At 56.6% G+C, this 20160-nt stretch carries 12 protein-coding genes and 1 pseudogene; 2 read left to right on the forward strand and 11 right to left on the reverse strand.

Features of this window, described 5'->3' with window-relative positions; genetic code table 11:
• Positions 1 to 466: 466 nt before the first annotated feature.
• The 11 genes and pseudogenes from tyrS to ACMXX3_RS03590 all read right to left on the reverse strand — a co-directional run bounded on the left by tyrS (position 467) and on the right by ACMXX3_RS03590 (position 17876).
• Positions 467 to 1771: a tyrosine--tRNA ligase gene (gene tyrS, locus ACMXX3_RS03540; RefSeq protein ID WP_421083391.1), complete on the reverse strand. Its 1305-nt coding sequence runs from the start codon at positions 1769 to 1771 to the stop codon at positions 467 to 469.
• A 194-nt stretch (positions 1772 to 1965) separates the two neighbouring features.
• Complete coding sequence (locus ACMXX3_RS03545; protein ID WP_421083392.1) at positions 1966 to 4266, reverse strand: HelD family protein; 2301 nt, start codon at positions 4264 to 4266, stop codon at positions 1966 to 1968.
• A gap of 187 nt (positions 4267 to 4453) precedes the next feature.
• Positions 4454 to 6934, reverse strand: coding sequence for a MucBP domain-containing protein (locus ACMXX3_RS03550; RefSeq protein WP_421083580.1), 2481 nt, complete (start codon positions 6932 to 6934; stop codon positions 4454 to 4456).
• Positions 6935 to 7012: 78 nt separating this feature from the next.
• A pseudogene (locus ACMXX3_RS03555) lies at positions 7013 to 10312 on the reverse strand (MucBP domain-containing protein); the annotation flags it as partial.
• A 1038-nt stretch (positions 10313 to 11350) separates the two neighbouring features.
• Entirely contained in the window at positions 11351 to 11608 is a 258-nt protein-coding gene (locus ACMXX3_RS03560) for a Txe/YoeB family addiction module toxin (RefSeq protein WP_421083393.1), read from the reverse strand.
• Between the two features lie 3 nt (positions 11609 to 11611).
• The gene (locus tag ACMXX3_RS03565; RefSeq protein WP_237208296.1) at positions 11612 to 11866 is read right to left on the reverse strand and encodes a type II toxin-antitoxin system Phd/YefM family antitoxin; all 255 of its coding nucleotides are present in this window, start codon (positions 11864 to 11866) and stop codon (positions 11612 to 11614) included.
• Between the two features lie 273 nt (positions 11867 to 12139).
• Positions 12140 to 12562 (reverse strand): DUF4870 domain-containing protein, encoded by a 423-nt coding sequence (locus tag ACMXX3_RS03570; protein ID WP_421083394.1) that lies wholly within the window; start codon positions 12560 to 12562, stop codon positions 12140 to 12142.
• Between the two features lie 8 nt (positions 12563 to 12570).
• On the reverse strand, positions 12571 to 13839 hold the full coding sequence (locus tag ACMXX3_RS03575) for a hypothetical protein (RefSeq protein WP_421083395.1): 1269 nt from the start codon (positions 13837 to 13839) through the stop codon (positions 12571 to 12573).
• Positions 13840 to 14548: 709 nt separating this feature from the next.
• Complete coding sequence (locus ACMXX3_RS03580; RefSeq protein WP_237189579.1) at positions 14549 to 15100, reverse strand: adenine phosphoribosyltransferase; 552 nt, start codon at positions 15098 to 15100, stop codon at positions 14549 to 14551.
• 9 nt (positions 15101 to 15109) lie between these two features.
• Positions 15110 to 16552 carry an argininosuccinate lyase gene (gene argH, locus ACMXX3_RS03585; RefSeq protein WP_421083396.1) on the reverse strand — a complete coding sequence of 481 codons (1443 nt, stop codon included), beginning with the start codon at positions 16550 to 16552 and terminating at the stop codon, positions 15110 to 15112.
• 121 nt (positions 16553 to 16673) lie between these two features.
• On the reverse strand, positions 16674 to 17876 hold the full coding sequence (locus tag ACMXX3_RS03590) for an argininosuccinate synthase (RefSeq protein ID WP_421083397.1): 1203 nt from the start codon (positions 17874 to 17876) through the stop codon (positions 16674 to 16676).
• A 223-nt stretch (positions 17877 to 18099) separates the two neighbouring features.
• On the opposite strand from ACMXX3_RS03590, the gene ACMXX3_RS03595 reads away from it, so the two are divergent.
• Both ACMXX3_RS03595 and ACMXX3_RS03600 read left to right on the forward strand, forming a co-directional pair.
• Positions 18100 to 18618, forward strand: a complete 519-nt coding sequence (locus ACMXX3_RS03595; RefSeq protein ID WP_421083398.1) for a hypothetical protein — start codon at positions 18100 to 18102, stop codon at positions 18616 to 18618.
• Entirely contained in the window at positions 18611 to 20146 is a 1536-nt protein-coding gene (locus tag ACMXX3_RS03600; protein WP_421083399.1) for a sensor histidine kinase, read from the forward strand. Before ACMXX3_RS03595 ends, ACMXX3_RS03600 begins: the two co-directional genes overlap by 8 nt.
• Positions 20147 to 20160: the final 14 nt, after the last annotated feature.

The raw sequence follows: 20160 nt of genomic DNA on the forward strand, positions 1-20160 counted from the left end.
ATAAACACTGGCCGGTGTTTCGTATCGGTCATTCTCAGTTATCGTCGCCTCGTTTTGGCAACTTGAATATCTTATCTCAGCTTTCCACCGTCTCGCAAGTTATCAGAGCGTGACGATAGCCACAAGCTCTTTTCTTTAGTTTGAAACCTTGTTTCAATCCCCGAAAACCAGTTCATCAGAACTTGGAGCTTACTGCTCAACTTGTGGTGCGCTATTCGATTAGATTGCCTTGGCTTGGTTTCCCTTGCCGCGGCGACTCGTAATACTCTACGCAGGTTTTTATGGGAACGCAAGCCGTTTGGCATCATTTTTCGCTCAAATCCCACCAAAACACAGGTAAAAACCAGTATTTTCCCTAGTGAAAGCCAAGTAAATTTTTTCTAAACTTTTTTCAGATTCCCTGAGAACAGGCGTCCTCCATGGAAAAAGCGCTCCCCCACCACCGTGGGAGAGCGCTTTTTACAAGTTAGGCTACCTCAACAACAGCCATGTTCTTCTTGCCTCGGCGAATCACAGCGTACTTGCCCAACAGCAAGTCAGCCTCAGCCAAGACGGCGTCCTCGCCCTGAACCTTGACATTGTTAATGGCTGCGCCACCCTCCTTCAGGGTGCGGCGGGCCTCAGACTTAGAAGCCGACAGGCCGGTCTCGGTCAGCACGGTCACCATGTCCAGCTGATCCCGGGTGAGTACAGCATGGGGCAGCTCAGCGGTGGCAGCCACTAGGGTCGCTTCGTCCAGGGCAGCAAAGTCACCCTTACCGAAGAGAGCCTCAGACGCAGCAATCACCTTCTCGGTAGCCTCAACACCGTGAACCAAAGAAGTCACCTCGTAGGCCAGGGTCTTCTGGGCAAGGCGCTTGAAGGGTTCTTCTTCTACAGACTTCTGCAGGGCAGCGATCTCATCGCGGGTCTTGAAAGTAAAGACCTTAAGACGGTCCGCCACGTCAGCATCAGCAGTGTTCAACCAGAACTGGTAGAAAGCGTAAGGTGAGCACATCTCAGGATCCAGCCAAATAGCGTTGCCCTCAGACTTACCGAACTTGGTGCCGTCAGAATTAGTAATCAGCGGAGTGCCCAGAGCATGAACGGACTTGCCGGTGACCTTACGGACCAACTCGGTGCCGCTGGTCAGGTTGCCCCACTGATCGGAGCCACCACACTGTAGGGTGACGTTGTGGCGGCGGTTAAGCTCAAGGAAGTCATTGCCCTGCAGAATCTGGTAGGAGAACTCGGTGTAAGAGATACCCTCGTCAGAGTTGAGGCGCTTAGCCACGATCTCTTTCTTAATCATGGTGCCCACGCGGAAGTTCTTACCGATCTCACGCAGAAAATCGATAGCAGACAGCTCACTGGTCCAGTCCAGGTTGTTGACCATCTGGGCCCCGTTCTCGCCCTCAAAGGACAAGAAACGTTCAATCTGGCCACGCAGACGGGTTACCCAGCCCTCCACCACGTCGCGGGAATTCAGCACACGCTCAGAGGTCTGACGAGGATCACCAATCAAACCGGTTGCACCACCGACCAGGCCAAAGGGGCGGTGACCAGCCAACTGCAAACGACGCATGAGCAGCAGCTGCACCAGGTGGCCCAGGTGCAAGGAAGCTGCGGTGGGATCGTAACCGATATAGAAGTTCACAGTCTCTTCAGCCAGCGCCTTTTCAAGGGCCTCTTCATCTGTGCTGACATGGACAAAGCCACGCCACTTCAATTCCTGCCAGATATTCTCAAAGGAATCATCGTTGTGCTGAGCTGCAAGAGTCTCTTCAGACACGGTTACTCCTGGTTAGATACGAACAAATACGGTAAACCAATTACCACCTACAACCGTACCAGCTCCCCTCCACCACACAGATACAAGCCAACCCATGTTCTCTGATTGAGAGATAAGAGAAGGACGCCCCCCTCCCCTACCTGCCAGGAGGCAGGAAAGGAGGGGCGGCGTCCTGACGGATTAGACCCACGAATCTACTCGGTGGGAGTAAGACCGGCCGGAAGCTGACGGGAGGCCAGCAGGTGCAAACGCTGGGTGGGGCGGGTCATGGACACATACAAATCCCCCACCGAACCGTTGGCCGCCTGCACCAGGTCAGCAGGCTCAACGATAATTACGGTGTCAAACTCCAGGCCCTTGGCCTCCCAAGGAGTCAGAATCAGCACCTGGTGCTCCAGGGCAGAGGCCGAAGTACCCAGCTTGCCCCGGTGCTCAGCAGCAATCGCCAGGGCAGTCTGCCGGTAGCGCTCCTCAGACACAATCACACCAATCAAACCGCCGCCAGGGTGGGCCAGCTCCTCGCTGACAGTCTGCACCACAGCCGGGTAGAGGCCGTCCTCACCCACAACACGGACGGACGGCGCCCACTTGCCCTCACGCACCGCGCGGGGGGCAGAAATATCCAGGCCAGCAGCACGGGCAACCGCCACGGCCGCGTCCGAAATCTGGGCGGGGGTACGGTAGTTGACGGTCAGCTCGTCCAGGGTAAACCGCTCCCCCACGAAGGGCTCAAGGGCCTGGGCCCACGACCGGGAAGCAGCAGCCGACGACGCCTGGGCAATATCGCCCACAATCGTAAAGGACTTCATGGGGCAGCGGCGCATGAGCAGCCGCCACTGCATGGGGGAAAGCTCCTGGGCCTCGTCCACCACCACATGCCCGTAAGCCCAGGTACGGTCAGCCTGGGCAGCGCGGGCGGCAGTCATCCGTTCGCCGCGCTCTTCGTTCAGCTCAGCAATCTGCTCAGCCGTCACCACGCCGTCCACACCCATATCAGCCAACTGCTGGTCAACATTTTCCAGGGCCTTGCGGGCGTTCTCCAGATTAGCCTGGTGGTCAGCCTCAGCCCGGGCGGCAGCGGCCGCACCCGCCACCTGGGAAAAATCGCCCAAGAGCTCAGCTGCTTCATCCAGCAGGGGGACGTCCGCCTCGGTAAAGGGCAGGGAGGAAGGACGGGCCAGCAGATCTCGCTCAGCCTCGGACAAAATACCGGCAGTTGCACTCTGCAGGTACTGCGGCTTCGCAAAGAGGGACCGCACCAGGGTTTCCGGGGCCAGGGGCAGCCAGTGCAGGTTCAGGGCGCGGCGGACGTCCAGGGAGGCGCGGACGTCATCCTCCAGGTAGGGGCGATCCACCGGGCGGCCTGCCGCAGCGTCCAGCTTCTCGTTGAGCTGGGCAGTGAGTTCCTTCAAGAGGATCTTCACAAAGGTTTCCCGGGCCTCATTATGGGGTTTGCCCGTTGAACGCGCCGTGTTGCGGGCGTGCTTGACCATGCCGGGGGTCAAGACGATGGGCGTCGATTCAACGTACATCTTAATGGGTTGAGCCGGAATCTTCTGGCGGTCAGCTACAGCCTTTTTGATAACCTCGGCCATGCGTAAATCGCCCTTGACTTTGGCAACGGCGGGGTCGGTCTCGGCAACAGCCTTAATACCGGGGTAAAGCGTAGCCAGGGAAGACATGACCACGCCGGTCTCGCCCAGGGAGGGCAGCACGCGTTCGATGTACCACATGAAGGAGGCCGAAGGGCCCACCACCAGCACACCGGCGTTATTGAGCCGTTCCCGGAAGGTATAGAGCAGGTAGGCGGCCCGGTGCAGGGCCACAGCGGTCTTACCGGTGCCAGGCCCGCCCTGCACGACGCGGACGCCCGCCAAATCAGCGCGGATGATAGCGTCCTGCTCAGCCTGGATGGTAGCCACAATATCGCCCATCCGGCCGGTGCGCTTCCGGTTAAGGGCTGCGAGCAGGGCACCTTCTCCGTGCAGGCTTTCCTCGCCCTCGGTCAGCATGGTTGGATCAAGCACGTCATCCTCAAACCCGGTAACCTCCCGGCGCTCTAGCATGAGGTGGCGACGACGGCGCACCCCCTGCCGGTTAAAGGCGGTGGCCTGGTAGAAGGTGCCAGCCTCGGGGGCCCGCCAGTCAATCAGCAAACGCTCATGGGTCTCAGTGGCCAGGCCGATTCGCCCAATGTAGCGGACGACGTCTCCGTCTAGGTCCAGCCGGCCAAAAGCCAGGCGGTGGTCAACCGCATTGTACTGGGCTAGACGGTCCTCGTAATGCTGGGCGTAGGCGTCCCGCTCAGACCGGTTCTGGTGGCTACCGACAGCCTGGTTCTTGCGGGTACTCTTGAGCTTTTTTTCGTTAATGTCTCTCAGCTCATCCAGGCGGGCATAGAGCCTGCTCACATAGGCCCGTTCACCTGCAAGCTGGGCCTCGTAGACGCTATCAGTTGCGGTCTGGTCGCCGGTTGCGGCTGTGTTCTCGGACAAGAGGGCACCCTTCATCGCGGATAATTCAAGCCCTCTATTCTATACCCCAGGCAGCCCCCGGCGAAAGAAAGAGGCAAACACGACAAAGCCCCCGGTTCCCTCCCCTTCAAGAGGGGAAGAAACCGGGGGCTTCATACGTCACTGGGGCCAGCTAGCTACTAGCTAGGGCTTGCCCTGCGGAATCTGATTACTCAGAATCCTTCTTGCGACGGCCACGACGGGTCAGGACGGCGCCAAGGCCCAGCAGGAGGGCACCAGCACCGGCAAGGGCACCAACCTCAGCACCGGTGTTAGCCAGGCTACCGGAGTTGGCCTTGGGAGCAGGAGTGCTCTTGGTTGAACCGGTTGAGGTGCCGGTTGAACCACCGGTGTTGCCGCCGGTTGAACCAGTTGAACCGCCAGTGTTGCCACCAGTGTTACCGCCGGTTGAACCGCCGGTGTTGCCACCGGTATTACCGCCAGTGTTGCCACCGTTGCCGGGGTTAGCCGGGTCAGAGGGCTGGGCAGGATCGGTAGGATCAGCCGGGGTAATGGGCTGGTTGGGAATACCGGGATCAGCCGGGTTGGTGGGATCAACCGGGGTGGGCTGAGTGGGCTCAGTCGGCTGAGTAGGTTCAGTCGGCTCACCGGGCTCAGACGGATCTACCGGGGTGGGATCCTTGGGGTCATCCTTCACGTAAGGAATCAGGGTATCCACACCGGGGGTGGTAGTGGTCGGCGGGATGTAACCCTTTGAGGGATCCTCAGGATCGACAGGCTTCAGGGGCTCGCCGGTGATGGGATCCTCAGGGGTGTAACCGGGTACATAAGGAATGACCTGGCCGTCACCGGGAACCACAGGCTGACCCGGCTTGGTGGGATCGAAGGGGTAAGGAATCTTGGGCAGGTCCTCGACAGGTACGTCGGGAAGCTGCGGAATCCAGTTAGCAACCTTCTGGTAGACGTAGGTGACTACAGTTTCACCCTCGACAACCTGGCCGTCCTCAGCACCTTCAGTCAGGGAGGGAACCAGGACGTAACGGGTACCGTCTTCCAGGGTTACCTCGGTGACCTTGTGGTCCTTGGTGGAGTAGTCAGTACCGACTACGCCGTCCAGGGTGTCAGTGACGGGGTTCAGGCCGGGGATGGGGTTGCCATCAACGTCCTTGTAGGTCACCTTGACGGTACCGGTCTTGGCATCAGGGGTGCCAGGCTCGTCCTTGACGTAAGGAATGAGGGTGTCCACACCGGGGGTGTTAGTGGTCGGCGGGATGTAACCCTTTGAGGGATCCTCAGGATCGACGGGCTTCAGGGGCTCGCCGGTGTTGGGATCCTCAGGGGTGTAACCGGGAACGTAAGGAATCACGTTGCCGTCACCGGGGACAATAGGTGAATCCGGGTTGGTGGGATCGAAGGGGTAAGGAATCTGGGGCAGCTCATCGGCGGGAACACCGGGGATCTGCGGAATCCAGTTAGCTACCTTCTGGTAGATGTAGGTGATTTCGGTGGTGCCTTCAACAACCTCGCCGGTTTCGTTACCGATGGTCTTAGTGGGGACCAGGACGTAACGGGTACCGTCAGCGGTGATGATTTCCTCGGTCTTGGTGCCGGTGGTGTTGTAGTTACCGCCGACAGGGGACTCAGAAACCAGGGTGGTTGAGGACTTGAGGGTGTTGCCCTCGGTGTCCTGGAAGTGAACCACGACGCTACCGACCTTGACCTCTACCGGGGGCTCCTCATTCTTGACGTAAGGAATGAGGGTATCCACGCCGGGGGTGTTAGTGGTCGGCGGGATGTAACCCTTTGAGGGATCCTCAGGATCGACAGGCTTCAGGGGCTCGCCGGTGTTGGGATCCTCAGGGGTGTAACCGGGAACGTAAGGAATAACGTTGCCGTCACCGGGGACGATGGGGGCATCCGGGTTGGTGGGATCGAAGGGGTAAGGGATCACCGGACGCTCTTCAGCGGGAACATCAGGAATCACGGGGATCCAGTTAGCGACCTTCTGGTAGACGTAGGTGACGGTGGTGGTGCCTTCAACAACGTCACCGGTCTCAGCGCCCTGGGTCTTGGAGGGAACCAGCACGTAGCGGGTACCGTCTGCAAGCATGATGCTTTCGGGCTTGTTATCGGTGGTGTCGTAGGCGGTACCAACAGCAGCGTCAGCGGTATCGGTAACGGTTGCCTTGATGGTCTCACCAGCGGTGTTGACGTACTTGACGACAACTGAGCCCTGCTTCTTCACGTAAGGAATCAGGGTATCCACACCGGGGGTATTAGTGGTCGGCGGGATGTAACCCTTTGAGGGATTCTCAGGATCGACGGGCTTCAGGGGCTCACCGGTATTGGGATCCTCAGGGGTGTAACCGGGAACGTAAGGAATGACCTGGCCGTCACCGGGAACCACAGGCTGATCCGGGGTGGTGGGATCGAAGGGGTAAGGAATCTGAGGCAGCTCATCAGCGGGAACACCGGGGATCTGCGGAATCCAGTTAGCAACCTTCTGGTAGACGTAGGTAACCTCGGTCAGGCCTTCAACAACGTCACCGGTCTCAGCACCCTGGGTCTTGGAGGGCACCAGGACGTACTTGCTGCCATCGGTGGTGATGATGGTTTCAGGCTTGTTGTCGGTGGTGTCGTAGCCGGTACCAACCTCGGCGTTGTTGGTGTCCAGGACGGAGGTCTTGATGGCGTTGCCCTCAGCATCCTGGTAGTGGACCAGGACGTCGCCTGTGGCAACAGCGGGGGTGACCTCACGGTAGACATAGGTGACAACGGTTTCACCGTTGGTGACGGTGCCGGTCTCGTCGCCCTTAGTCAGGTTGGGGACCAGCTCGTAGACCTTACCGTCTGCGGTAGTAATGGTCTGCTTGATCTGGTCGGTGGTGTCGTAGGAGGTACCGGTACGGGTACCTGCTGCGGTATCAACCACAGGGGCAGAGATTTCGTTGCCTTCAAGGTCGGTGTACTTGACGGTAACTGAACCGGTTTCGACCTTGGTGTAGACGTAGGTGACCACGGTTTCACCCTTGACCAGGTTGCCGGTTTCGGCACCGATGGTCTTGGTGGGGACGAGCTCGTAGACGGTTCCATCAGCGGTGGTGATGGTCTCGGGCTTGAGATCGGTGGTGTCGTAGGAGACGGGGTTGCCGTCGGCGTCCAAGACGTCGGTGGTAGCGGTATCGGTGGCAGGTGCCTGAATCTCGATATCGGTATTGGCCTCATCGACGTACTTGACGACGACTGAGCCCTGGTCCTTCACGTAGGTGATGATGGTGTTTTCACCGGGGTTGGAAGGTGTCGGGGGGATGTAACCCTTTGAGGGATCCTCAGGATCGACGGGCTTCAGGGGCTCGCCGGTGTTGGGATCCTCAGGGGTGTAACCGGGAACGTAAGGAATAACGTTGCCGTCACCGGGGACGATGGGGGCATCCGGGTTGGTGGGATCGAAGGGGTAAGGGATCACCGGACGCTCTTCAGCGGGAACATCAGGAATCACGGGGATCCAGTTGGCTACCTTCTGGTAGACGTAGGTGACAGCGGTTTCACCTGCGACAACGGAGCCGGTCTCGGCGCCCTTGGTCTCTGAGGGAACCAGGACGTAGCGGGAGCCGTCTTCAGTAGTGATTTCGGCAGGCTTGTTGTCGGTGGTGTCGTAGCCAGCGCCGGTTTCGGTGCGGGGGGTGTCTTCGACCTGATCCTTGATGACGGTGCCGTTGGTATCGACGTAGTTGACGACGACGGTGCCGTACTCAACCTTTTCGTAGACGTAGGTAACGGAAGTTACGCCTTCGACGACTTCACCGGTTTCAGTACCTTCGGTACGGACCAGGCGGTACTCGGTTTCACTACCGTCAGGGTTGGTCACCTTGATGGTGTCCTGCTTCTGGTCGGTGGTGTCGTAGGGGGTGCCTACGTAGACAGAGTTTTCATCGGTCACGGGGGCCTGGATGATGTTGCCGTTGGTGTCGATGTAGTTGACGACGACTGATCCGCGGTCCTTCTCTACATAGGGAATGTAGGTGTCGTTACCGGGGGTAGTGGTGGTCGGGGGGATGTAGCCCTTGGACTCGTCGTTGGGGTCAACAGGAACGAGGGGCTCGTTGGTGTTGGGGTCAACGGGAGTGTAGCCGGGAACGTAAGGAATGACGTTATCCGGGGTGGGGGTGATGGGCTGATCCGGGTTTTCAGGATCGAAGGGGTACTCAATCTTGGGCTCTTCACCTGCAGGAACACCCGGAATCTGGGGGATCCAGCTGGCTACCTTCTGGTAGACGTAGGTGACCGCGGTGGGATCCTTAACTACGGTGCCTTCTTCGAGGCCTTCCGTCAGGGAGGGCACAAGGACGTACTTGACGCCGTCAACAATAATTTCGTTGGGCTTGTTGTCGTCGGCTGTGTTGTAGCGCGACCCAACAGAAGCATTTTCGGTGTCATAGACGGGGTCCTTGAGGATGTTTCCTTCGGTGTCAATGTAGTTGACTTTGACGGAGGACTTGACTTCCTTGTAGACGTAGGTCAGCTCCTGGACGGTGTTCTGCTGGACGGTGCCGGTCTCGCTGGTTGCAAGAGCGTAGGAGCGACCGTGTTCGTCTTTGCCCTCATTGCCTTCGGTGACAGGACGTAGGCCGTCGGTATCGACCTTTACGTACTCGTAGACCTTGCCGTCAGCTGCAGTGATGAACTGGGGCTTGACGGTGGTGGTGTCGTAGGCGGTGTTGGTGTCGTAGTAGTCAGTCTTGTCGCCAATGGTCAGGTCGCTCTTGGCCTGAATCTCGTTACCCTTTTCATCGACGTAGTAGACGTTGATGTCACCCTTGGGAGCGTACCAGTAGGTGACGTGCTGCTCGTTCAGGGCGTAGGGGTTGTTGATGTTCCATTGCTGCATACCGATTCGGAAATCATCAATCCCAACAGCCTTAGAGGGATTCTGGTCAGTAGCAACCAGAGCGAAATTCGGGTTTGAAGCTAAGCCTTTAGAAGTATCCAGAAGACCGAACTCAGGGGTATTATCGGCGCCACTGACGACTGCTCGATAGCTGTAGTCGACCCCGTTCAGCTTCCAGGAATGAACGATCGGATCTGAGGGCGTAGTATTCCAGTCGCCAGGGGCAAGAGGTTTTGATTCATACATCAAAATCCAGTCAGTACCCAACTCGCCGGCGTTATTATCGGTGGTTTTGTTCAAAGCCGCAGCATTAGGGCTCAACGGATTCAGATAGTAGACCGACATAACCATGGTGCCGTCAGGATCAACAATTGTGCGGTAACGACGGGTGTTATTGACCGTACGAACATCGTTAACACCAAGCTCATAGTCGTTGGCCAAAATTTGATTATCAGAAGAAGAGACCGGAGACTGTACCAGTTCGTATTTATCGAATTCTACAAATCCAGCGATGGAATAGGTATCACCGGTGTAGCCACCCTCCTGGGTGTAACGGGCCAGCAGTTTTTCTGTTCCTACAACCTTGTAGGAGGAGGTCTGGGTTGAAACAACAGGAATATTAATATTGATTTCGTTTGCAGTTCTTCCTGCTGCATTCAGAGAGGTACTGCTGAAAATAATTGTACTGAAGTTGGCTTCAGACTTTGCAGCAGGCTCAAGGAACATAGACGGAGAACCTGCTGTTCCACTAGCATTTGCAGACTTATAAGTAAGCGTGTAGAAATCATTTCCGTACGCTGGGTTAGTAGCATCGGCCAGACCCAGCGAGACAGAATCGCCTTCTTGGAGCGTAAAGGTATTTACAATTTCGTTGGTGTCTTTATTGACAACAGAAGCATAGACAGTACCTGAACCTACAGCGCGGTCAAATGAGTAAAGGACGTAGTAGTTAACGCCATTACGCTCATTGAAGTCAGCGTTATCGTCGTTCAGTTCATCAAGCAGAACAATGCCGAAGGTCTCACGGCCGTCCACTGGGTCAGTGATATACCCTGCAGGAACAACAGTCTCATTGATTTTAACGTAAGCCTGGCCTGCAGCAGCTTCCAGGCGTTCTTTGGTGGTACCTACAGCGCCGGTGTTTTCGGGCAGGTACCAGCTACCGGTGACACCTTCCATCGCCTGGGGGCTGGTGTAATCAATGTTCTCAACGGCATAGGCTTGAGGAACAGTTACGGGCACTGCAGAAATTGAAGCACCCAGGGCAAGACTAAACAGGGCAGCACCAGAAAAAACCTTCTGGCTAGCACGCTTCTTTGAGTTGCTCTTAGTCAAGGGTAAATAAACCTTCTCTAAAATTGATGTCGAGTTAATGCAGGAAGGGGGGACAAGCGAATGAGTTCCCCTAATGGAAAAGACCCCCGAGGGGCTGACCCCGCAGGGGGTCTTCCGGGTTCTGCTGCGACCGCAGAAACCCGACCATTATGATTCGCAAGATACTCCCTGCATGTTTCACCATACAGGTACCCCCCCCCCCCCCGCGGTCAACCCATACATGCAAAACTGCACCGTCAGTTTGACCACACGGTCAGTTAGGATTCCAGCCAGCATTTCCCCAAGAAAAGCACCCCTTGTCCGAACACGCTTAGGCAGGTGAGAAGCCACCCAAAGCCCTCCTCACCTGCCCATTTACCCTCCCCAGGGACGCGTCCGTCCGCCCCAAAAACCACAAAAACGCCCCCACCCACCAGCCCCACAGGAGGGGCAGGTAGACAGGAGCGTCCACAAAAAACCAAGCGCTCCCCAGCTACTAAGGCTGAGTCACGCCGTCAGGTGAAATGGTGAAGCCTGTACCTTTTTCTCCCACACATCGCATAGTGTCTGCCGCCTGAGGCTGACAGGAAAAGAAGAACTTCTCAGGTCATATCTATACCAGATCGTGTCCCACAAGCTAGATTGCCAGTTGTAAGGTCAGAGGACCACGCATAGTAGAAATCAGAATCCTCCTGCCCAACATAAAATGAATGAGGCTCAGCGATATAGCCAGGAATCGGCTCTACACCCAAACGTTCGTGAATATAGCCACCGCTTACCGGGTCAAAACACCTTACCGTCGTGCCGGTAACAGGGCTCATTCGTTCGTTTCCAGTACAGCTAAAGTTCCCAACACTGATAGTCTGCGTCCAGTCAGCATAGAGCCTGACACCGTCAAGCTCCCTAGGAGTAGTGGTATCTACAGGCGGCAATCAAAATGGAGGAATCTGTGATCGCATAAATGAGCCGGTGCTCATCTGTAATCCGCCGCGACCAAAACCCAGACCAATCATGCTTAAGGGCCTCCGGTTTGCCTATGCCCCTATGCCCGTTCCGGGCAATATCTTTAATCAGCAAATTAATACGCTTAAGGATCTTGCGGTCCTGCTGTTGCCACCAGAGGTAATCCTCCCAGGCGTTCTCATCCCACACAATCTTCATGGCTTACTCTTCAATCAGCTGATGCTCCTCCCCCAGCCCAGCCTTAAGTCGTGCAATCGACTCTGAAATTCTACGAGCGTTCTGGGGAGAGCGCGTGAGATAAGCAGCTTCTTTAAGGGACTCGTAATCTTCCAAGGACAGCATGACAACAGGATCATGCCCCACCCTCGTAATGACCACTTCCTCACGGTCATTGATAACAGATTCCATAACCTCTGCATAGCGGGCACGGGATTCTGAGTACGTCATAGTTTTCATACCGCACAACCTTTCTTGTACAACCCATTGTACAACTGGCAGGTCATCTTGAGCACTCAGCATATGGACAGCACACCTCACAGAACCGGACACTCAGATCTCTCATGAGGGCTGACAATCAACAGCCCGCCACAAGGCTTCGGTGAAGATTGCGCAAGGCAAGCTCCAAGTAAGCATCAAAAAAGAGCACAACTCAGCACATCTAAACAAGGCATAAAAATAGCCTGGCCTGGTTTCACAAAAAACCAGGCCAGGGAAACTCAGTATGCGCTTCTAGCTCAATACTGGAATCTTTATCGGAAAAGTTGCAATCATGCCACGCTTAGCCTCAGAGGCAGCCTTAACATAGCGAGTAATCGCAAAAATCCAGAAACCGAGAGCACATATCCATCCAACAAAGGGGATGAAGACAAGTACCGTATTTACGATCACAACAAGCAAAGCAAAGTTGAAAGTATTTGCAGCACTAACTCTCACAAATCCGTATCCAGGCTTATCCTTGTTGGAAAGCCAGTAAAAGAATGCCGGAATAATGCCAAACAAAATTGACAGGTAGTTCATGGTTGATACGCTTGACTTAGCATCAAAAGGAATCTGATTTCCAAAGGCGTCAACCATTGGTTCCTGAAACTGAGGAGCCTGCTGATTGGGATTAGGATGTGACTGAGATGAATTATTTTGATTTTGTTCAGACATAGGTTTCACTACTTTTCGATTGAATACTGATAGATTTCTGACCCACTAATAAAGTATTTAGAGCTTATAAAGCCTGCGCCACGAATTTCTGACGGCAAATCAATTATGGTTCCATCTTTTGTAATAATAACTGGCAAAGATTTACTCCCCTTACGCCCTAGCACCGTTCCATCCTCTGTAACAGCGTCACATACAACATCGCCATAGTCTAGGCTTTCACCAGTCGTTAGGTCATAAACCTTGCCAGCTTGATCGCACCAGTATCCATTCACGTAATCTGGCTGTGCCAAGGAAGTACGATTTCGAGGAATTGGCAATTCGCTCCCTGACGATGGATCTGCATAGTTAGCTTGATTTACCAGAAAATGGGTCAACTTTTTTAAGGTAATGTAGCTATCTTCGCCAACCTGAGTTGAGGAAACCATACCTGGCACCTGAGATTCGCTCGAAAGCGCTACTAAAGTTCCATCAACCAAACCGTGAGGCTGGCTAAACTCAGGTTCCTGAAGGTTCTGGAACCGAGGTTCCTTACCACCTTCAAAGATTGCCACGTTTCCCTGCGCAGCCCCATCCGAGAAATTTAGCTCAGTTGGAACTGTCAAAACGATGGATTCCCCAGGGACGCCTGCAACCCATGGGGCATTACCATAAGAAGGTGAAAGCGGGTTATCCCTAGTAAAGATAGTCTTTCCTACCTGCTTACCATCAGCAGAAAACTGGGCAACAGCGTTGATAAGTTCACCCGAGTTGTATTTATCGGCACCCTCATTTGCTTCGTATCTCAGCACGATGGAATCTCCAACGAACGCAGCGTCTAATATCTGAATTAGCTGATATCCCTCTGGAACTTCGGCATCAGAAATATCTATCTTCTGCTCTTCTGCGCCGCTATCCAAGGAAACCTTTGCTACATACGAAACAGAAGATTTATTATTTAGAATCAATACCTGGTTTTGATTAAAGTCGGTAATAGACCCTGACGCAGAAAATTTCCGCACGGCCCCGTTTGAAAGATTCTCCACTGATTCCACTGCAGTCAGCAAGCTAGACAAATTCCCATTTGAAGCAGTTTGGCCACCACTCGCTCCTGTAGAAGATGGAGACGCAGTACCTTCAGTTGATGAACCACTGGACGGAGAATTAGTGGAAGTAGCGGCTAGGCTAGTTGATGAAGAACTTGATTCTGCGCTGGAATTATTAGATTCCCCAGCTGAACATGAAGTTAATAATACCGCTGCAACAACAGCAGTGGACAATAAAGCCCTATATTGTTTCATAACAAGTTACCCCTCGTACTTTAATTATTTGAGCATAGCAGTCGGTTGAAACGCCAGCTTTTTCCATGTTTCCCCAAAACCATACTCAGCTTCTGAAAAGCCACAGTAATATTTGAATTCAATTATAAAAATCTACCAACCATAACCGAGGAAGCATTCAAAGAAATCATTTTCTTCAGTCGACGTTTTGATTGTTTCCTCTAGCTGAGAGGCGCTATTATTAAACTCAACAATATAATCTTCGCAGGCGATATCATCGAGTTTTCAACAGCACCTTTTCAAAAGGATTGTGGAGACAAAACCACCAGCAACAGAAGAAATATGATTCTGCATTGTTCCTCCAAAGAATACAATAAGCCTCATAGTTCAGCCCATTGGCAGTGCGATGATGTGTGATACTTCCAAATTACCCCCCCCCCCCCCCGACTTTGGCAAGGATATTTTCAGAAAAAATCCAGCGAGTCTACAATCGGAATCTTTTCCACCAACTGGACCGCTACAGAACGTCCTCCTCGCTCATTACTACCCCCTGCCCCGACCCGCATCCGCGAACCTTAAAGGCCCACCAAACCCGCTGTTTGCGCCAAAGACCCAAGGGGAAAACGTAGGGCCTCACGGGCCTGGCCAGCAGAAAAGGACACAAAAAAATCCGCACCGGCGGCAAGCCACCAGTGCGGATTCAGAAAAGATGAGGTAGAAAGGCAGAAACCTACTCAGCGACCAGAGACAGGGCCTCCAGGCGGTGGGGCTCAAGCAGGGCACGGCCACCCAGGCCGTCCAGCTCCAAGAGCACACCAATACCAGCCACCTCAAGGTCAGCCATCTTCATCAAATGGGTAGCCGCCTCCAAGGTGCCACCGGTAGCCAGCAGGTCATCCACCAACAGCACACGAGAACCTGCCGGGATATCGTCCTTATGGATCTCAATCGCAGCCTGGCCATACTCCAGGGAGTATTCCTTCATGTAGGTATCGCGCGGCAGCTTACCAGCCTTGCGCACCGTCATGACGCCGGTACCCGCAATGTAGGCAATCGCCGAAGCCATTAAAAAGCCACGCGCCTCAACGCCAGCGACAATATCGAACTGGCCCTCGAAACGGCGGGCAAGCTCCTCCATGGACGCCCGGAACACCTGCGGATTAGCAAAAAGGGTGGTCACGTCGTAGAAAAGGATGCCCTCCTTGGGGTAGTCCTGAATCTGCGCACAGGCAGCAGGAATCTGCTTCTCAAGGGGCAGGGAAGAATCAACGGGCTTAATCATGCTCTTAGCCTAGCTGATGACCTGGGGGCGGGCTGCGAAAGCACGCGCAGGTTCTAGCTCACTCTTAAGCACCTCCAGCTGGGCTGCAACAGCAGACGGGGCAGTGCCGCCCTGGGCGCTACGAGAATTCAGCGACCCCTCAACGGTGAGCACCTCGCGGACTCCCGCGTGCAGGGCCGGGGAAATGGCCAGGTAGTCTTCGTCGGTCAAATCCCACAGCTCGCAGTCCTTCTCTTCACAGACGCGCACAGCCTCACCGGCCAGCTCGTGGGCCACGCGGAAAGGCACACCCTCGCGCACCAGCCACTCGGCAACGTCCGTCGCCAAGGCAAAGCCCTGGGGGGCCAGCTCAGCCAGGCGGTCTGTGTTGAAGGTCAGGGTAGCAATCATGCCCGAGACTGCGGGCAGCAGGACCTCGAGCTGGTCAATCGCGTCAAAGACCGGTTCCTTATCCTCCTGCAGGTCGCGGTTGTAGGCCAGGGGCAGGGCCTTCAGGGTTGCCAGCAGGCCGGTCAAATCACCGATCAAACGGCCGGCCTTGCCGCGGGCAAGTTCAGCGATATCGGGGTTCTTCTTCTGCGGCATGATCGATGAGCCGGTGGAGAAGGAGTCATGCAGGGTCACGAAGGAGAATTCTTTGGTAGCCCAGAGAATAACCTCTTCAGAGATACGGGAGAGGTCCACCGAGATCATGGCGGCAATCCAGGCGAACTCGGCATAGACGTCGCGGGAGGCGGTGCCGTCAATGGAGTTGTGGGTAGCAGAGTTGAAGCCCAAATCAGCGGCAACGGCTTCGGGATCCAAGCCCAGGGAAGAGCCCGCGAGCGCCCCGGAGCCGTAGGGGGAGACAGCGGCGCGTTTGTCCCAGTCAATCAGGCGGTCAAGGTCGCGGGATAGCGCCCAGGCATGGGCCAGCAGCTGGTGGGAGAGCAGGACGGGCTGGGCGTGCTGCAGGTGGGTACGGCCGGGCATGGGGGCGTAAGGGTGGGCCTCGGACTGGGCGATGAGGGCATCGATCGTGTCCATGACGCCCTGGGCGATAATGGAGGCGTGATCGCGCAGGTACATGCGGCCCAGGGTAGCAATCTGGTCATTGCGGGAACGGCCAGCACGCAGCTTACCGCCCAAATCAGCACCGGCCCGTTCAATGAGGCCCTTTTCCAGAGAGCCGTGGACGTCCTCATCGGATTCAGCCGGGGTGTAGGCACCGGAGCGCACATCGGCTTCGAGCTGGTCAAGGGCTGCAATCATGCCGGTCAGCTCGTCCTCGGTCAGCAAGCCAGCCTTGGCCAAGACACGGGCGTGGGCGCGGGAGCCAGCAATATCGTAGGGGGCTAGACGCCAGTCGAACTGGGTTGATTTAGACAGGGCAGCAAGAGCCTCAGAAGGGCCACCAGCGAAGCGGCCACCCCAGAGGGCGCCATCATTAGTACCGTGATTGTCAGCTGACATAAGAGTTACCTTTGCGGGTTGAAAAAACGGGCGGGATACGGCAAAAGCCGCCCACCGGCGTCCTCCCCCTCAACCTAAGGGGCAGGACGCTCGGGGTTGGGCGGCAAGAGCGGGCTAGGGATTAGAGGCCCAGGCGCTGGTCGCGGGCTGAAGCGACCTTGGAGGACATACCGAAGATTTCGATAAAGCCGCGGGCCATGGACTGGTCGAAGGTGTCACCCTCGTCGTAGGTGGCCAGGTTGAAGTCGTAGAGGGAAGTATCTGACTTACGGCCGGTGACAACAGCGCGGCCACCGTGCAGGTCCATGCGGATATCGCCGTTGACCATCTTCTGGGTGTCGTTGATGAAGGCGTCCAGGGACTTCTTCAGGGGGGAGAACCACTGGCCGTCGTAGACCAGTTCGGTCCAGCGCTGGCCGACCATCTTCTTGAAGCGGGCCTGCTCGCGTTCGATGGTGACGTTTTCGAGTTCCTTGTGGGCTGCCATGAGGGCCATAGCGCCGGGGGCCTCGTAGATTTCACGGGACTTGATGCCCACCAGGCGGTCTTCGACGATGTCGATTCGGCCGATGCCCTGGGCACCGGCGCGGCGGTTCATGATCTCGATAGCTTCAAGGGGGGTGACAGCCTGGCCATCAATGGCAACGGGGATGCCTTCCTTGAAGGAGATGACGACGGTGTCGGGGGTGGGGGCGAAGGTGGGGTCGTCGGTGTAGTCGTAGACGTCCTTGGTGGGAGCATTCCAGATGTCTTCCAGGAAGCCGGTTTCAACCGCACGGCCCCAGACGTTCTGGTCGATAGAGAAGGGGTTCTTCTTGGTGGTGGCGATCGGCAGGTTGTTCTTCTCTGCGTAATCGATAGCCTTCTCGCGGGTCAGGGCCAGGTCGCGGACGGGGGCGATGCACTTGAGCTCGGGACCCAGGGTCTGAATGCCTACCTCGAAACGGACCTGGTCGTTGCCCTTACCGGTGCAACCGTGGGCAACGGTGGTGGCGCCGAACTGCTTGGCGGCAGCTACCAGGTGCTTGGTGATGACGGGGCGGGAGACTGCCGATACCAGGGGGTAGGCGTCCATGTAGAGGGCGTTAGCCTTGAGGGCGGGCATGCAGTAGTCGGTGGCGAACTCGTCGCGGGCATCTGCGACGTAGGCTTCAACAGCGCCGCAGTCGAGGGCTCGCTGGCGGATGGTCTCAAGGTCCTCGCCACCCTGGCCTACGTCTACCGCCACGGCGATAACTTCGGCTCCAGTTGCCTCGCCGATCCAGCCGATAGCAACTGAGGTGTCTAGGCCGCCTGAGTAGGCCAGGACGATGCGCTCTTTCATGGGTCTCCTTGGTGTAGGTTTACGCGGGTGCGAAAGCCGCCCGCACATTCAATAAATAATTATGCACCGACCAACATAATTATGCAAAACGGCCCGGTCGGCACACGTCACATTTCATCTTCCCCCGAAGCAAAACCCGCTTCAAGTAGGCCCCGCCCCCAACATGAAAAAACCTTAATGGAAAACTCACAGAACTTTTAAACACAACTGACAGACTAGAGTCATGCTCAAGAAATACATGTTCGGAATCCTGCTCTTTGCAGCCGTCCTCATCGTCGCAGGTCTCACCCTCATGATGAGTTTCCGGGGCCAGCTCGGCGACAAGGTCGAACCCATCGTCCTTGACCGCACTAGCTCCCCCACCACATCAGCCACCCCCAGCAGCGAACCAAGCTCCGCTGAACCCACCACCGAGGCCACCGCTGAACCCACCGAAGCGCCCGCTGAAGAAGCACCTGCTGAAGAAGCTCCCGCAGAAGAAGCGGCCCCGGTAGAACAGGCCCCCGCCCCTGTTGAGGTAGCCCCGGCACCGGCCCCCGTCGAAGTGGCCCCCGCCCCGGCCCCCGTAGAGGTAGCACCGGCACCGGCTCCGGCCCCCGTCGAAGTAGCTCCGGCCCCGGCGCCTGCCCCCGTCTACGTCCCGCCAGCCCCGGCTCCCGCACCTGCCCCCGTCTACGTCCCCCCGGCAGATGACGACGACGACTGGGACGACGACGGCGGAGATGACGGCAGCGATGATTAACAAGACAGCCGCCCCCCGCGCCCCCAAGCGCAAGGCCCCCAAACAATACTCCGGCTCCGTCCGCCTACGAATCATCGCCTGGATGGTCCTGGTCGTTACCATCATCGTCACCGGCCTCATCTTCGTTGTGCGAGGAATCCTCATCAACGAAGTAGGATCCAACGCCGACGCCAGCATCCAGTCCGAAATCAATGAATTCCGGAACTACTCCGACATCGGCGTTGACCCCGCCACCGCCCAGCCCTTCACCGGCCTCAACGACATGATGACCAGCTTCATCAACAGCCAGGCCACCGGCTACCGCGAAGAAATCATCGGCGTCACCCCCTCCATGGTCATCAGCCGCGATGAGAAAACCTACGCCCACGACGAGGGATACCACCCCAACGAGGACGTCACCCTCATCACCGCAATCACCGACAACCCCGAAACCTCCGGCATTGAACAGACACCGGCTGGCCCCGTCCACTGGGGCAAAGTCGACATCACCCTCAATACCGACGCAGGAACAGAAACCGGCCACCTGATCATTGTCGAATTCATCCAACCAGAACTCGACGCCGCCCAGCACACCATGATCACCATGATCTGGGTAGGCCTAGGAGGACTCGCCGTCAGCTTCGGAATCGCCTGGATCGTCGCCAGCCGCATCACCAAGCCCATCCGTTCCCTCCGCACCGTAGCCCAAGAAATCAACGACAAAAACTTCAGCGGCCGCGTCCACGTCCGCGGAGACGACGACGTTGCAGCCATGGGCCACACCTTCAACCAAATGCTTGACCGACTAGAGGAATCTGCCATGCTCGAACGCCAGTTCATGGACGACGTCAGCCACGAACTGCGCACCCCCATCACCATCGTGCGCGGCCACCTCGAACTCATGGACCGCAACGAAGAACAAGACCAAACCCTCAAACTGGTCGACGACGAACTCGAACGCATGGCCCGCATCGTCTCAGACCTGCTCACCCTGGCAAAATCTGAACGACCCGACTTCGTCACCCCCCACCTCGTAGACGTCGCAGACCTCATGATTACCCTCGACTCAAAGGTCCAAGCCTTCACCAGCCACCACTGGGCCATCTCAGAAATCGCAGAAGGCCAAGCCCAACTCGACGAACAGCGCGTCACCCAAGCCCTCGTCCAACTCTGCGCCAACGCAGCCCAGTACGCGCCCGAAGGAAGCACCGTCTCCCTCGGCTCAAAATTCGAAGGCAAGGGCGACGACCGCGTCCTCAACCTCTGGGTCCGCGACCGAGGCCCCGGCGTCACCCCCGAAGACGCAGCAACCCTCTTCGAACGCTTCAAACGCAACAACAAGAAGAACCCCGCCACCGCCACTAAACACTCCATCGGAGCAGGACTCGGCCTGGCCATCGTCCGATCCATTGCAGAAGCCCATAACGGCTCCGTCTGGATCGCCCAACCCGACGATGAAATCGGCAGCATCTTCGGCCTGACCCTCCCCGCCCCCGAAGGCACCACCAACCCCAAACACGACACCGAAATGAACACCTTCACCGCCTAGCGGCGGCCCACCAC

It is taken from the genome of Rothia nasimurium, from assembly GCF_049068285.1.
Taxonomy (GTDB): Bacteria; Actinomycetota; Actinomycetes; order Actinomycetales; family Micrococcaceae; genus Rothia; species Rothia nasimurium_I.

Excerpts from the sequence above, each read along its gene's own strand:
- ACMXX3_RS03590 (WP_421083397.1), bottom strand. The coding sequence starts at position 17,876 with ATGAAAGAGCGCATCGTCCTGGCCTACTCAGGCGGCCTAGACACCTCA.
- ACMXX3_RS03595 (WP_421083398.1), top strand. The coding sequence starts at position 18,100 with ATGCTCAAGAAATACATGTTCGGAATCCTGCTCTTTGCAGCCGTCCTC.
- ACMXX3_RS03580 (WP_237189579.1), bottom strand. The coding sequence starts at position 15,100 with ATGATTAAGCCCGTTGATTCTTCCCTGCCCCTTGAGAAGCAGATTCCT.
- ACMXX3_RS03575 (WP_421083395.1), bottom strand. The coding sequence starts at position 13,839 with ATGAAACAATATAGGGCTTTATTGTCCACTGCTGTTGTTGCAGCGGTA.
- ACMXX3_RS03570 (WP_421083394.1), bottom strand. The coding sequence starts at position 12,562 with ATGTCTGAACAAAATCAAAATAATTCATCTCAGTCACATCCTAATCCC.
- ACMXX3_RS03560 (WP_421083393.1), bottom strand. The coding sequence starts at position 11,608 with ATGAAGATTGTGTGGGATGAGAACGCCTGGGAGGATTACCTCTGGTGG.
- argH (WP_421083396.1), bottom strand. The coding sequence starts at position 16,552 with ATGTCAGCTGACAATCACGGTACTAATGATGGCGCCCTCTGGGGTGGC.
- ACMXX3_RS03600 (WP_421083399.1), top strand. The coding sequence starts at position 18,611 with ATGATTAACAAGACAGCCGCCCCCCGCGCCCCCAAGCGCAAGGCCCCC.
- ACMXX3_RS03565 (WP_237208296.1), bottom strand. The coding sequence starts at position 11,866 with ATGAAAACTATGACGTACTCAGAATCCCGTGCCCGCTATGCAGAGGTT.